This window comes from Streptomyces sp. NPDC052910 (assembly GCF_055585605.1).
In genome coordinates this window covers 470,118-483,638 of sequence record NZ_JBVJJR010000002.1, presented here as the reverse complement: position 1 = coordinate 483,638, position 13,521 = coordinate 470,118, and the positions used below count along the sequence as shown (strand labels likewise).

Sequence of the window (13,521 nt, the reverse complement as noted above, 5' to 3'; positions counted from 1 at the left end):
ATGCGTGACATCGAGATATTCCTGACGCTGGCCGAGGAGCTGCATTTCGGCCGGGCGGCCGTACGGCTGCACCTCACGCAGGCGCGGGTCAGCCAGGCGATCGGCCGTCAGGAACGGCAGCTCGGGGGCCTGCTCTTCGACCGCTCGAACCGCCGCCAGGTCCGCCTGACCCCGCTCGGCCGGCAACTGCGTGCCGACCTGTCGCCGGTCTACGCGAATCTGCGCGACAGCCTCGAACGCGCCCGGATGACGGCCCGCGGCAAGACCGCCCGCCTGCGCGTCGGCATGATGCCCTTCAACGTGCTCGACCTGCACCACTTCTGGAAGACGTTCCAGGCCCGCCACCCCCAGTGGGAGCTGCAGATCCGCAGGGCGCCCTACGTCGACCCCTTCACGAGACTCCGTGAGGGCGACATGGACGTGTTCATCACCTGGCTGCCGGTGGACGACCCCGACCTCACCACCGGCCCGGTCCTCTTCCACGACCGTCGCGTCCTGGCCGTCTCCGCGGTCCACGAGCTCGCCGACAACCATGTCGTCCCGGTCGAGGCCCTGGCCGACTTCGGCCACGCCATGCCGCCCGGGATGCCGGACTACTGGGAGTACGGCTACCTGTCGTTCCACACACCCCGGGGCAAGCCGCTCGAACGCGTCGAGCAGGTCACCAACGCCGACGAACTGATCCACCTGGTGATCACCGGCGAGATCGTCCACCCCTTCCCGTCACACGTCACCCGCTACTGGTCCACGCTGTCCCACGTGCGCTTCATCCCCCTCCCCGACATGGGAACCTTGCCCTTCGCCCTGGTATGGCGCACGGACGCCGAGAACGACCTCATCCGCGCCCTCGCCCAGACCGTCCGCGACATCGGCCCCGTACGGTTCTGACGACGCCCGCACACGACCACCCGCACCCGGCTCCGCCTCCCTTCCGGTTTCCGCTTCCGGGCGGCAGCGTCTTGTCTCCGGCGACAGCGCCCCACCCGGTTCCGTGGCGCGGACGCGTGTACGCCCCCCCTCGCCTCACAGTCGGCAAGACCGATGCATGCCGGGTGGTTGCGGGAAGGCGCCGGGGACCCGGTACCGGGTGGAGCGCGAATGCCGGTACCAGCGCTCGAGCCCGGTGACCATGAGCTGCATCTGGCGGAAGTACTCCCGGACCCGCTCCTGATGAGGGCCGAAGTCGGGGAGCTGCCGGCCCAGGGCCGAGATCTCGGCGGAGAAGGAGCCGAGCATGCGCACCGCCTCCGCGAGCGCCTCGTCGCGTGTGCAACCCAGTTCATGCCGCAGCACAGGGACGATGTTGACGCACTCCGACGGCCGGGCTTCCTCCTTGGTGAGGGAGTGCACATCGTTCTGAACGGACATCAGCCGGCAGATCAGCGAGCGGAGCCGCTGGATGACCGGGTGGCGGAAGACGGACTCGGGCAGCGCGGTTCCCATGGCCGGTTCGACCAGGTCCCCGTAGGGGCGCATGGCGATGGAGTACTCGTGGATGAGGAGGTAGTGGGCCAGGGACGGCGGGCCGGTCCTCTTCCCGAGCTTGTACGGTGCCTCCTCCATCAGTCCGTAGGTGAAGAACTCGTGGAAGGAGTGCGCGAGACGCTCCAGCCAGAAGGAGGGCATGAACTCCCGGAACTCCTCGCGCATGCGGGCGAGGAAGTGCAGGAACCCGAGCTCTCCGGCGCGTGGTTCCTCTCCCGCCAGGATGTCGCAGACCCGGTCGCGCACGGCGACGAGTTCGGGAACGGTGTGGAACTCGTGGTAGTCGTCGATCTGGGTGAGGAAGACGAACCATCGGGCCATGGGCCGCATACGGGAGGCGTCGGTGACGGTGGGCGACATGTAGGCCGCGCCCCGGGCGAGATCGTGCTTCTTGTACTTGGCACGGTCCTCTTCGGGAAGGAAAGCGTAGTAGGTGTCGTACCACCCGTTTTCGTCGTGGAACGACTCGTCGGCCTCGAAGGGGCTGACCACGGTCGGGAACGGGTAGGTCAGCTCCGGGACCGATAGCCCACCGGACATGGTCATCCTTTCGTTTCGGGCGCGGAGACGCGGGCCGCCGATGCCAGCCTGTGGTGATCGGTGTACGTCCCGGGGTCATAGCGGGAGATCTTCGCGTCCACGCCCCGCCAGCCGGACACGATGAAACCGAAGTGGTGGATGTGGTTCTCGACGGCGTCGTGCCATGCGCCGAAGTCGGGCAGGTTCCGCTGGAGCCGCACGAATTCCCGCACATCGTCCGCGTGCAGCCGGAACACCCATTCGCGAGCGTCCGTCAGCGAACAGGAGCGTTCACGCCGGACCACGTTGATGAGGTTGAGGTTTCCCATGCCGGTCCGCATGTCCTTGTCGTAGGACTGGAATTCGTTGAACCAGCCCGGGAGCCTGACGGCCAGGGACTTCAGCCTCCTGATCGTGGGGTGATCGTGGACCTCCGCCGGCAGCACGACCCCCGTCTCGACCTCCTTCAAGGCGAAGAAGGGGTGGAGCATCAACGCCCGTTCCCTGATGTGCAGGAACTCCTCCACCGACGGGCAGGAGCCCGCCCGCAGGTGGGCGACCTCCGCCTCCAGCCCTTCGAAGTAGAGATCGAGGTCGTCCGCCCACCGGCCGACGGACGAGGCGGGGAGGAACCGCAGCAACTCGCCGCGCACCGTCTCGACCTGCGTTCCCAGGAGGATGTCGGCCTGGCGGGCGGTGGCGTGCCCGCGGGCCACCGCCACCGTGCGCTCGCGGACGGCCCGGACGACCTCCGGAGTGGCCCGCTCGTAGATGTCGTCGTGATACAGGGAGAAGAGCAGCATCCGCGCCAGCGGCTTGAGCCGCTCCCAGGAGGCCATGGGGTAGAAGTACGAGGCCATGTAGGCGGTGCGGGCCTTTTTGAACCGCTCCGCGATCTCGGGTGGCAGGATTCCCGCCCATTCGCGGTCGATCCAGACGCGGTCGGTGTACTCCTGCATCCGTGCCGCGTGCGGATTGACCAGCGTGGGAAACGGATACCGCAGCCTCGCGGACGTCTCGCTGTCCAGCATGAGAACGACTCCCCTCTGATCTGATCCCCTCTGACCGGCAGGTGCGTCGGCGGTGGACGGACGGTGGTGTGGGCTGCCGGTGGTCGGTACCCCCGGGCGGGAATCCGGGCGCGTGGCATGGCGGTGGGACCGCACGCGCGGACCACTCCCCGCACGCCTTCGGCACCTCATGGGTCGTGCGCGGCGCTGGAGTCGTCCACGATCCGTGTGCCCGGCCTCCACCTGCCCGGATGCGGACAAACAGGTGCACTGCCCGGCGAAGGGAGGCACGGCGGCGCATGGTCCGGGGCGGCCGTGCGCGGGTCGGCGGGCGCGGCGGCGCCGTCGTACGGCCGTGTGCCCCCTGCCGCTGCCGGAGGGGGCCGGGGCAGTGGGCGTCACGAGACCGCCTGTTCCGCGGTCCTGGCCCGTTCGGCGACGATCACCAGGTAGTTGAGCCGGTTGGAGCGGTACCCGTCGAGAAAAGAGGCCTCGACACCGCTGCGCAGGTCGCAGCGGGAGCGCAATTCCCAGTAGGGGATGGCCTCGGCGGTGAGGTCACGGACGGTGGAGGGGACCAGGCCGTGGGCGGCCAGAGCGCGGAAATACGTGCTGCGCGGGTGGATGTGGCAGACGTAGTGCTCATTGATGGCGTGAATCTCGGGGCCGGTGCCGGGGGCGGCGGCCGCGTCGTTCTCGCACCAGGTCACCAGGACGTACCGGCCGCCGGGTTCGAGCAGTCGGCTGAACTCCCGGAACGCTTCGAAGAGATCCACGTACATGGTCGTCTCATTGGTGATCACGTACTGGAAGGAGGCGTCGGGGAAGGCGGTGGCGACCATGTTCGCGTAGTGGAAGCGGACGCGGTCGGCGCAGCCCCTGCGTTCGGCCAACTGCCGGGAGAAGGCCAGGTGGTGCTCGCAGAAGTTCACACCGTCCACCCGGCACCCCAGGTGGTCGTGGACCATGAACGCGGTACCGCCCCGGCCGGAGCCGGCGTCCAGGACGCGTGCGTCCGCGGACACCGTGCCCAGCCCGTCGAGGACCAGCCGGACCTGCTCGCTCTCCATGCGGTGCATCTCCCGCAGGATGAGCCGCTGCCGCCGGTCGGGCGCGGCCGTCAGCACCGTCCGGTCGAACTCTCCCACGGCGTAGTGGTGGTGGTAGAGACCGTCCTCCTCTCCCAGCAGCAGATTGATGTCGTCGTGCCGCTTGGCCTCCCAGTGATCATTGAGCCGGTGCTCGTACGCGTCTCGTACGACCTCCGGCACACGACGTGGCAGGGCTGTCACAAGTCCTCCTCCGGCCGACGGGCGGCTATCAAGGGCGGGCGCGGTCACGCCTCGCGGGTGACGATGAACCGGAACAACCCCGTCGGCGCACGGCGCGCGCCGACCGGGGCGGAAAGGCGCTCAAGGTGTACGGGGGCCGAGGCGGGCTTCTCCTGAGCGAGGCGTTCGGCGAGGGCACGTCCGCCGGCGTGAACCGTCGGCTCTGCGGACGCCGTCGGCGGTGGTCTGCCATGCGAGACCCAGGCAGGCACAGGCGGCCGGCGGGCCGTCACCCCGTCCGCCCCGGCCCCGGGCAGGGCCTATCGTTCCCGCGGACCACCGGACGTCCTGCGCATCACCGATCGGTCGGAAGAGACCGGTGCGTCGGCTGTATGTGCGTGGCCATCGGCGAATACCTCTCGTGAAGAGGAGGAGCGCCGGAAAGAGGACGAACGTGCCCTCCGCGCAGGCATGTTCCGGCTCGCTCGCTCGGCGACTCTCTCCATCAAAGACACCGGTGGCACGGCTGGTCCAGGGGGCCGGGGATCCCTTCGGCGGTATCCGGCTCCCTTCGGGAGCACGCGTCGGCGCACGCCCTGCCCGGCGGACCACCGCGTCGCCGGGAGCCGCCTTCGCCGGTTTCCGCCACGCTCACAGGCACGCCTGAGCTCCGGCGCGCGGGTCCGTCGGCGGGCCGGGTGGTGCGCTCCGCCTCGCCGCGCGCCGCGAAACCCCGACTCCCTCCGGGCCACCCCCCGTCGATGCCGTTCCCGCCCACCTCGCGGACCGGCGCCACCTGACGGTCACCCCGGAGGGCGCCTCCCCTGCCGGCTGCCGACGGCTGTCGAGCTGCGGGAACGCACCCCGTCACGGCGCACGGCGCTTCGCCCGCTCAGGGGCCGGCAGGCAGCGGGTCGCCGAGCAGGACCAGGTTGTCGGCGTACCGGTGACGTCGGCGGTCGTACTCTCCCGAGCAGGTGACGAGGGCCAGCCGGGCGCGGCCGGTGTCGGTGAACCACCGGGCGGGCACCGCGCTTTTGGGGTACGAGCGGCGTTCGGTGATGAGGTAGGGATACGAGCGTCCGTCGGCGCCGGTGAGGGTGGCGCGGGTGCCGAGAGGGATGTCGCGCAGGGCCGCGAAGGCACCCGGTCCGTACTCCCGGGTGTCGACGTGCCCGGCCAACAGGACCGTGCCCTCGCGGGCTCCCAGCTCGGCGCCCAGGGGCCACCAGCCGACAGTGTCGGGTGGCCGGGGCAGCTCCAGTGCGCCGTCGGCGTCGGCGGCCACCGGCACCACCACGGCGTGGAGGTGCCCCGGCACCTCCACGGCCACCGGCGGCGAGGCGTACGTCTCCGGTGGCGCCGGCTGATGGCGGGCCGGCCGGACGGTGGCGGGGACGCTTTCCGAAGGAAGGGCCCCCGGCGCCAGGGCCAGGGTGAGCGCACCCGTGAGGCAGAGTGCCGCGCGTCCCGTCAGGCCGGCCATGGTGATCCGCCGGGTGCGCCGGTCAGCGGGGCCCGGGTGCGGTCCGGGCGCGCCGACGGCGCACGCCCCAGGTGAGTGCTCCGCTCAGGAGGAGCCCGCCCAGCGCCGCGGTGCCCACGGTGACGGGGGCGGCGCCGCCGGAGTCCGTACCGGCTGCCATGCCGCCGTCACCGGCGGGGACGGAGTGCGAGGGCGCCTGCTCGTGGCAGGTGCCGCCGCTGACCCGGTCCAGGTGCATGGCCACCACCGGGCGAGCCGCCTTCGCCGCCGCGGTGATCTCCGCGTTCCGGCCGGAGGCGATCTGGCCGTCGATCAGGGCGAGGGTCTTGCGGTGGCTCGCGTCCTGGGCCGACAGCCAGGCGCTGTCGTAGTCCTTGGTGCCGGCCTTGGCGCGTACGGAGGCGAGCTGCTGCTTCTGTTCGGCGGACGGCCCGGCCGGCAGGGTGACGTTCAGCTTCCCCGCCAGTCGCTTGGCGTCGCCGTCGAGTTTGCCGTGGTCACGCACCAGCATCCGGGCGACATCCTTCACGCAGGCGCCGACCGCGTTGGTCCGGGCGTCGTCGCCGGCCGCGATCTCCGCGAGATTGCCCTGGTGCACGGTCTTGAGGAAGGCGCTGTCCGTCACCGCGCCGTCGGACGCACCGCCGCCGTCGTCGCCGTCGGCGCAAGCGGGGGCGTACGCCGCGAACGACGCGCATATCACCGTGCCGGCCGCCACGACGGCCATTCGCTGTCGGTTCCTCATGGGAGCTCCTTTCGGCTCCGGCGGCCGAGCACCGCACATCCGTGCTGCCGCCGCGGGACGCGCCACCCAAGGCCGGGAGGCGTCGTCGACCGGTTCCGAGTGCCATCACCGAGCGTCGTCAAACGCTGACGCCACGGAAAAGACCCGTTCGGCGCAGCACGTCATTCCTGCGGCCCACCCTCGCGCGCGGCCGTCGCGCCCGCCGTCGTCTCCGGCGTCCCGAGCGGCGCACTCGCGGGCCGGCCGACGCCGATGTTCGGCCGGAGTCGTCGGCGCGGTGGCCGCCGCCGCCCGGCGTGCGGCCGGTCAGGACCGCCGCGGGCATGGCCCACGAAAGCCGGTCCCAGGCCCGCCGCACCGCCCGGAGCGGTGCCGCACGTCGCAGGGGCGGCAGAGTGGCGTCGGCCGGTCGGGGGAAAAAGGGACGAACGACCGGGGAGGTGTGTGCGGTGGACGGCGGACGTCTGGAGCTGGATGAGGTGCTGCGCGCGGCGGAGGAGGCCGCGCCGGTGGAATCGGTGGACGTGGTGGCTCGGAACCTGGAGAAGCGGTTCGGTGCGCGCGTGGTGTCCTTCTTGTTCGTCGACCTGATCGGCAGGGAGATGGTCCGGCTGCCACGAGCCGGTGATCCTCCCAGGGACGGCGGACCGGAGCGCAGTGAGTTGCGCGGCAGCGTGTACGACCGGGTCCTGCGCAGCCAGCGTCTTCACGAGCAGGCGGACGGCGAGGGCGGGATCTGCCTCATCGCACCGGTCACGAACCGGGGGGACTGCATCGGCGTCCTGGAACTGTCACTGTCCTTCGTGGACGACGAGGTGCGGGAGCAGGTGGCGCAGGCCGCCCACGCGCTGGCGTACATCGTGGTCACCGACCGGCGCTTCACCGATCTGTACCACTGGAGCAGACGGACGACCCGGACCAGCCTCGCCGCGGAGATCCAGCACCAGTTGCTGCCGTCGGCGCCCTGCTGCGAGGCGGCCCAGTTCACTCTGGCCGGCGGACTGGTACCGGCCGACGACATCGGCGGTGACACCTACGACTACGCCCTCGACCGCGACACCCTGCACCTGTCGATCACCGACGCCATGGGTCACGACACCGACTCGGCGCTGCTGGCCACCCTCACCGTCAACGCCCTGCGCGGCGCACGCCGCGTCGGATGCGACATCACCGAACAGGCGCGGGCCGCGCACGAGGCCGTGCTCACCTACGGCCGGGGCACGACCACCGGCCAGCTCTTCCGCATCGCCCTGGAGACAGGCGCCTGCCAGTTGGTCAACGCCGGTCATCCCTGGCCGCTGCGGTTGCGGCGGGGCCGAGTGGAAGAGGTGTCGCTGAGGGTCAACCTGCCCTTCGGCATCCACGCCCCGGTCCGGTACGAGGCCCAGGAGCTGGAGCTGCTGCCCGGTGACCGCCTGGTGTTGCTGACCGACGGCATGCAGGAGCGCGGTGCCGGCGCCGTGGACCTGCCCGCTCTCGTCCGCGCCACCCGCGAAGAACATCCGCGCGAGGTGGTACGGGCGCTGGCCGAAGCGGTACACGACGCCTGCGAAGGCCGTATGCCCGACGACGCGACCACGCTGGTACTGGACTGGCACGGCACCGACTCCTGGGAACGCACCACCACCTCCGCCGGATCGAACGCGTACGGCCACTCGTCCCCGGCTGTCACCGACACCGATTGAGCGCGAGCACGAGACGTGAGCGCGAAGACGGGACATGAGCGCGAGGACGGGACGTGAGCGCGGGGACGGGACAGGGGGACCGCGCGCGGGGGGCGCGGTCCGTCCCGGAGGGCACGTTCCCAGCCGGCCGGTCCACGGGCTTGTTGTAAAGTAGGGAAACCGCCCTTGACCTGCAAAAACGCAGGCAGGGAGCCTAACTTCGGGAGTACCTCCATGTACCGCACCCTGATGAAGTCGAAGATCCACCGCGCCACCGTCACCCAGGCCGACCTGCACTATGTGGGATCCGTGACCGTGGACGCCGATCTGATGGACGCCGCCGACCTGCTGCCGGGGGAGAAGGTGGACATCGTCGATATCGACAACGGCGCACGGCTCTCCACCTACGTGATCGAGGGGCCGCGTGGGTCGGGTGTGATCGGGATCAACGGTGCGGCGGCCCGGCTGGTCAGCCCCGGGGATCTGGTGATCCTCATCGCCTACGGGGTGATGGACGACGCCGAGGCCAGGGCCTTCGAGCCGCGGGTGGTGTTCGTCGACGAACGGAACGCCGTGGTCGACCTGGGCGCCGACCCGGCCGCGGTGCCGGAGGGGGCGGGGCTGGTGCGCGGGGACCGCGTCGCCGGCTGACGGCGACACGGTCCGGCCCGCGGCCCGTCCGGGTCAGTGTGACGAGGGTGCGACGGCCGCCTCCGTCAAGGCCCGGACGGCCGACCGGCCCCGGGCGCGCACCCGTTCGTCCTTCGACGGGTGGCAGCGGCCGGTCGCCGGGTCGAACTCGGCCATGATCACGCCCGCGTGGTCCGCCGCCGGTTCGTCCAGTCGGGCCGGCCAGCCGCGGCCGGTGAGCGCGTCCAGTGCCTCGCGGGAGTGTTCCGGGCCCATCAGGGTGTCCTCGGTCCCGTGCACCAGCCGTACGGGTACCGGTGCGGCCGGGCAGTCGGTGGCCGGACCGGCGAGGTCGGTGAGCGGCGGCGTTCCGGTCGTCCGCGCCGGCAGGTCGTAGCGTGACGCGATGGCGACGACGGCCGCGGGGCGCCAGCCGTCGACGACCTCCGGGCGGAGGGCGACGCCGAGGGCCGCCGAGGCGCCGGCGGACCAGCCGGCCAGGACGATCCGGTCCGGATCGCCGCCGTACGCCGCCGCGTTCGCCCGGCACCACGCCACCGAACCGAGCAGCGCGGCCCGTCCCGCGTCGGCCGCGTCCGCCCGCCAGTCCGGGACGGCCACCACCACACCGCCCGCGGCCACTTCCCGTGCCACCGGGGCCAGCACACCGCGGTCGTCCGGACTCGTGCCGTGCCACAGCAGTACCACCGGCAGCCCGTCCCCCGACCGCTCCGGGCGGTGGACGTCGACCTCCTTGCCCTGCGGCGTGCGGGCGAGGAGCTGATGTGTCGGGGGAAGCGGGGGCATGGCGGCCTCTCCGGGGTGGGTGAGGTGGGCGGGGTGCGGGGAGTGACTTGTGCGACTGCTGCGGCGTTTGCGGACGTTACCAGCCGGTCGGGTGAACGGGCGGTCGGGTGGGCAGCGGTGAGGGGCGGGGTGCTGTGGAGTCCGTGGCCGCGGTGTGGCGGGTGCCGCAGTCGGCCCTCGGGCGGCTACCCACTGTCATGTCATCATCCCGCAGGGCTGCGGCCGGTCCGGTAAGAAGACGGTGGTGAGCCGGTGGTACGCGGCGCACTGAGGAATAGACGTGACCGCGCCCTCGATTACTCAGAGTCATCCTTTCGAGGGAGGGGCGGTATCGGCGCCCCTGCGCATGGGCAGACACGGCTTACACGGCCCGGCCGCGCGGAAGCGACGCGAGGGGCGAGTGACCGCAGGCGGGGCGTTGTGGTGGCGGAGGCCGGCAGGTCCGGTTCCGGGGCGCCGGTTCCACGAGTTGGGGGTGTTGTCGTGCTGACACCGGAAGGTACCCGGGTGGCGCGCCTCTTCGACGAGCTCGGCATGGACTTCGAGCACGCGTATGCCGGCCGGAAACAGGCGCAGATCGACGCCGTGGAGGAGCTGACCGCCCGTCTCGCACCCGGTGCGCGCGTGCTGGACGTCGGGTGCGCGACGGGACGCCCCACCACGGAACAGCTCTGCGCGAAGGGCCTGGACGTCACGGGCACCGACGTGTCCGAGGTCATGCTGGCCCACGCGCGGCGCCAGGTGCCCCAGGCCCGCTTCGTTCTGGCCGACCTCTTCTCCGACGCTCCCGTCGGCCTCGGCCGGTACGACGCCGTGGTGTGCCTGTTCTGCCTCGTCCACCTGCCCGAGCACGCCTTCGTGGACGGGCTGCGGCGGCTCGCCGCCCTCACCGTTCCGGGCGGCACCATCCTGGTGGCGGTGCCCGAGCACCAGGCCGACGAGGAAGTGCGGTTCCTCGGCCGGACCTACCCGCCCGCGCGCTGTCTGGGTGAGGACGTCGACCGTTACGCCCGGCTGGCCGGCCTGGAGGTCGAACGGGTGGAGGTGCGGGCCGAGCCCTCCGCGCGCGAAGGCGTCGGTCCGGAACTGTCCGGTGCCGGTCAAGTGCCGCTTGCCACCAGTCGAGTTCCGTCGGAAAGGAGTGTGTTCCTGTGGGCGACGGCCGTGTCGGCCGCCCCCCGCGCATCGGCGCCGGACGCCGGCGGCACCCCGCCCTCGGAGGCGTGAGGAGCAGGACTGCTTCCCACGGCGTCCCACGGCTTCCCACGGCTTTCCTCAGCGGCGACGCTTGCGGGCGACCATTGCCGCGGTGGGTGCGGAGAGGTGTGCCGCGACGGGTGGTGCCCCCCTCGGCCCCGCACCCCCCGGCCCCCGCGCCCTGGGTCCCCGCCCCCGGCTGCCGGCCCCCGCGGCCGTCGTGCCGTGGACCGGTGTGACGGTGCTCGCGCGCCGAAGCGCCCTCCGCATACGGCGTGTTCACGCCCGCGGACGCCGCGGGCGCTCCCAGCCCTTCCCTCTCGCACGTGAAGGAACCGTCATGAGTACAGAAGCGAGTCCCGACGGCAGGACGACGAGCCCGGAGGAAACCCGGCGGGTGGCCGCCACCTGCCCGGCCGGGGCGGTGGACGTGGAGTGGCCGCTGGCACGGCGCGGTGACGTCGTCCCCGAGGTGTGCGCGTGGCTGCGCGAGCACCGGCCCGTCGCCCGGATCCGTACCCTCACCGGCGCTCCGGCGTGGCTGGTCTCCACCCACGAACTGGCCACCCGGGTGCTGCAGGACGCCACCTTCAGCATGTCGGCCCTGGCCGAGCCGGGAGCGCGGCTGCAGTACGCGCCGCTCTTCCCGGCGTCGAACCGCAGCAGCGTCAAGGACATGGTGGGCGTGGGGCTGCGGGAGACGGTCATGCAGGCGATCTCACCGCACGTCGTGAAGCAGGCGGCCGGCGGTTTCCGCCGGCGGGCCGACGAACTCCTCGACGAGCTGATCGCCGAGGGCCCGCCGGTCGACATCCGGGCCCGCTTCACCCAGCCGTATACCGCGTCGGTGATGTCCGCCGTGCTGGGCCTGTCGGAGGACCACGGGCGCCTGCTGATGGACGGGTTCGACATCAGCATCATGACCGTGCCGCGGTCGTTCGAAGGGGCGCGGGTCAACCTGGACAAGTGCGTGGCACGCACCCGCGCGAGTCTCCTCGCCCCCGACGCCGTCGACCGGCCCGGGCTGTTGGGCGCGCTGGCCCGCCTGCGGGCCGAGCGGGGGAGCACGGACGCGCTCGACGACGAGATCGCGCTGATGGTCAACAACCTCTTCGTCGCCGGCGGGCTGAGCACCGCCGCCTTCCTGGTGCTGGCCCTGCTGATGCTGATGCTCAACCCCGACCAGGCGCGGTGGCTGCGCGACCACCCCGAGGGCATGGACTCGGCGGTGGAGGAGCTGCTGCGCTGCAGCCTGGCCATCGGGGACGGGCTGCCGCGCATCGCCACCCGGGACACCGAACTGGGAGGGCAGGCCATCGCCAAGGGCGACCTCGTCCTCGTCCTCGTCGAGGGCGCCAACTACGACCCCGCGGCCTTCCCTCACCCGCGGAGGCTGGACCTGACGCGCAAGGCGAAGGCCCACCTGACCTTCGGCGCGGGACGGCACTACTGCTCGGCCACGCATCTCGCGCGGGCCCACGCGAGCATCGCGCTGTCCGCCGTCCTGGAGCGCATGCCCGGCCTGCGCCCGGCCATCCCCGTGGAGGAGATCGACTGGCGTTCCGGCTGGATCAAACGCACTCCCGAACGGCTTCCCGTCCTCTGGTGATACGGCGCGGCTCCTGGTGCCACGGGCGCCCCCGCGGTGACGGTGACCACGGGCGGCCCCCCGGGGATTCGGGCACGAGCCGCCGGTGAGCGTCCCCGCGCGCCCCCCCCGTCACCGTCACCTCGCCCCCTGGCCGTTCCGCCCCTCCCGTCACCGTTCCGCCCCCGCCCACTCGCCGTCCGTGACCGGGTGGCTGCGCCGAGTCGCGCATCCGGAAGGGCCGGGTCATGCTGAAACCGCCGGCAGCACTCCTTGGCGTACGAGCGAGGGCGGTGACCATGACTGAGACAGCTCTCCGGCGGCGTACGCGCCAGAGCCCCGGGACGGCCGGGCTGTTCGCACGGCTCGCGACACTGCCCGACGGGCCCGAGCGGACCCGGTTGCGGCAGGAACTGATCGCGGCGTGGCTCCCCATGGCCGAGCGCATCAGCCTGCGGTACCGGTCCAGCGGGGAGAGCCCGGCCGATCTCCGCCAGGTGGCGGCGCTGGCGCTGGTCCGGGCCGTCGACCGGTTCGACCCGGACCGCGGCTTCGCCTTCGAGTCCTTCGCCGTCCCCACCATCAACGGCGAGCTCAAGCGGCACGTACGCGACCACGTCTGGTCGCTGCACATCCCCCGGCGCGACCAGGAGCTGCGGGCCGCGGTCCGCGCCGCGCGGTCGCGACTGGAGCAGAAGGGCGCCGGGACCCGCGTCACCGAGGCCGCCCTCGCGGAGGAGGCGGGGCTCACCGAGGCGGAGGTCCGGCGCGGCATCGACGCGGACGGGGTGCACCACACCCTGTCGCTGGACCACCCCATCGACGGCGCGGGCGAGCTGCCGCTGGCCGACACCCTGGGCCGGGTGGACCGCGCGCTGGACCTGGTGATCGACCGGCAGTCGCTCCGGCCACTGCTCGACGCGCTCCCCGAACGGGAGAAGTCGGTCCTGTACTGGCACTTCTTCGGCAATCTCACCCAGCAGCAGATCGGCGCCCGGCTGGGGGTCTCGCAGATGCAGATCTCGCGCATCCTCAGCCGCACCTGTGCCCATCTGCGCCGGCAGTTGCTGGCACCCGTCTGATCCGGACGGTCGCGGGGCACACGTACGTCATCGAAAT

At 71.9% G+C, this 13,521-nt stretch carries 12 protein-coding genes; 6 read left to right on the top strand and 6 right to left on the bottom strand.

Annotation, left to right across the window (positions count from 1 at the left end; genetic code table 11):
• The gene (locus tag ACZ6X9_RS07910) at positions 1-888 is read left to right on the top strand and encodes a LysR family transcriptional regulator (protein ID WP_469777648.1); all 888 of its coding nucleotides are present in this window, start codon (positions 1-3) and stop codon (positions 886-888) included.
• Positions 889-1,023: 135 nt separating this feature from the next.
• Here ACZ6X9_RS07910 and ACZ6X9_RS07905 read toward each other — a convergent pair whose 3' ends face one another.
• The 5 genes from ACZ6X9_RS07905 to ACZ6X9_RS07885 form a co-directional block, all read right to left on the bottom strand.
• A complete protein-coding gene (locus tag ACZ6X9_RS07905) occupies positions 1,024-2,025 on the bottom strand; it encodes a terpene synthase family protein (protein WP_469777065.1) in 1,002 nt (333 codons plus the stop codon).
• Positions 2,026-2,027: 2 nt separating this feature from the next.
• Positions 2,028-3,035, bottom strand: a complete 1,008-nt coding sequence (locus ACZ6X9_RS07900) for a terpene synthase family protein (RefSeq protein WP_469777064.1) — start codon at positions 3,033-3,035, stop codon at positions 2,028-2,030.
• Positions 3,036-3,412: 377 nt separating this feature from the next.
• Positions 3,413-4,306 (bottom strand): SAM-dependent methyltransferase, encoded by an 894-nt coding sequence (locus ACZ6X9_RS07895; RefSeq protein WP_469777063.1) that lies wholly within the window; start codon positions 4,304-4,306, stop codon positions 3,413-3,415.
• Positions 4,307-5,177: 871 nt separating this feature from the next.
• Positions 5,178-5,771: a class F sortase gene (locus ACZ6X9_RS07890; RefSeq protein ID WP_469777062.1), complete on the bottom strand. Its 594-nt coding sequence runs from the start codon at positions 5,769-5,771 to the stop codon at positions 5,178-5,180.
• A 22-nt stretch (positions 5,772-5,793) separates the two neighbouring features.
• Positions 5,794-6,516 (bottom strand): DUF4142 domain-containing protein, encoded by a 723-nt coding sequence (locus tag ACZ6X9_RS07885; protein ID WP_469777061.1) that lies wholly within the window; start codon positions 6,514-6,516, stop codon positions 5,794-5,796.
• 449 nt (positions 6,517-6,965) lie between these two features.
• On the opposite strand from ACZ6X9_RS07885, the gene ACZ6X9_RS07880 reads away from it, so the two are divergent.
• Both ACZ6X9_RS07880 and panD read left to right on the top strand, forming a co-directional pair.
• Positions 6,966-8,201, top strand: coding sequence for a PP2C family protein-serine/threonine phosphatase (locus tag ACZ6X9_RS07880; protein WP_469777060.1), 1,236 nt, complete (start codon positions 6,966-6,968; stop codon positions 8,199-8,201).
• A 213-nt stretch (positions 8,202-8,414) separates the two neighbouring features.
• Positions 8,415-8,831: an aspartate 1-decarboxylase gene (gene panD / locus ACZ6X9_RS07875; protein WP_469777059.1), complete on the top strand. Its 417-nt coding sequence runs from the start codon at positions 8,415-8,417 to the stop codon at positions 8,829-8,831.
• A 33-nt stretch (positions 8,832-8,864) separates the two neighbouring features.
• Here panD and ACZ6X9_RS07870 read toward each other — a convergent pair whose 3' ends face one another.
• Positions 8,865-9,617, bottom strand: coding sequence for an alpha/beta hydrolase (locus ACZ6X9_RS07870; protein ID WP_469777058.1), 753 nt, complete (start codon positions 9,615-9,617; stop codon positions 8,865-8,867).
• Between the two features lie 483 nt (positions 9,618-10,100).
• Here ACZ6X9_RS07870 and ACZ6X9_RS07865 point away from each other — a divergent pair, with 483 nt between their 5' ends.
• The 3 genes from ACZ6X9_RS07865 (at position 10,101) to ACZ6X9_RS07855 (ending at position 13,484) form a co-directional block, all read left to right on the top strand.
• The gene (locus ACZ6X9_RS07865; protein WP_469777057.1) at positions 10,101-10,844 is read left to right on the top strand and encodes a class I SAM-dependent methyltransferase; all 744 of its coding nucleotides are present in this window, start codon (positions 10,101-10,103) and stop codon (positions 10,842-10,844) included.
• A gap of 310 nt (positions 10,845-11,154) precedes the next feature.
• Positions 11,155-12,423: a cytochrome P450 gene (locus ACZ6X9_RS07860; protein WP_469777056.1), complete on the top strand. Its 1,269-nt coding sequence runs from the start codon at positions 11,155-11,157 to the stop codon at positions 12,421-12,423.
• 278 nt (positions 12,424-12,701) lie between these two features.
• On the top strand, positions 12,702-13,484 hold the full coding sequence (locus ACZ6X9_RS07855; protein WP_469777055.1) for a sigma-70 family RNA polymerase sigma factor: 783 nt from the start codon (positions 12,702-12,704) through the stop codon (positions 13,482-13,484).
• The last annotated feature ends 37 nt before the right edge of the window (positions 13,485-13,521 follow it).

What these genes read in the sequence shown, in the direction of transcription:
- ACZ6X9_RS07885 (WP_469777061.1), bottom strand. Translation starts at nt 6,516, where the DNA reads ATGAGGAACCGACAGCGAATGGCCGTCGTGGCGGCCGGCACGGTGATA.
- ACZ6X9_RS07870 (WP_469777058.1), bottom strand. Translation starts at nt 9,617, where the DNA reads ATGCCCCCGCTTCCCCCGACACATCAGCTCCTCGCCCGCACGCCGCAG.
- ACZ6X9_RS07855 (WP_469777055.1), top strand. Translation starts at nt 12,702, where the DNA reads ATGACTGAGACAGCTCTCCGGCGGCGTACGCGCCAGAGCCCCGGGACG.
- ACZ6X9_RS07905 (WP_469777065.1), bottom strand. Translation starts at nt 2,025, where the DNA reads ATGTCCGGTGGGCTATCGGTCCCGGAGCTGACCTACCCGTTCCCGACC.
- ACZ6X9_RS07900 (WP_469777064.1), bottom strand. Translation starts at nt 3,035, where the DNA reads ATGCTGGACAGCGAGACGTCCGCGAGGCTGCGGTATCCGTTTCCCACG.
- panD (WP_469777059.1), top strand. Translation starts at nt 8,415, where the DNA reads ATGTACCGCACCCTGATGAAGTCGAAGATCCACCGCGCCACCGTCACC.
- ACZ6X9_RS07910 (WP_469777648.1), top strand. Translation starts at nt 1, where the DNA reads ATGCGTGACATCGAGATATTCCTGACGCTGGCCGAGGAGCTGCATTTC.
- ACZ6X9_RS07890 (WP_469777062.1), bottom strand. Translation starts at nt 5,771, where the DNA reads ATGGCCGGCCTGACGGGACGCGCGGCACTCTGCCTCACGGGTGCGCTC.
- ACZ6X9_RS07860 (WP_469777056.1), top strand. Translation starts at nt 11,155, where the DNA reads ATGAGTACAGAAGCGAGTCCCGACGGCAGGACGACGAGCCCGGAGGAA.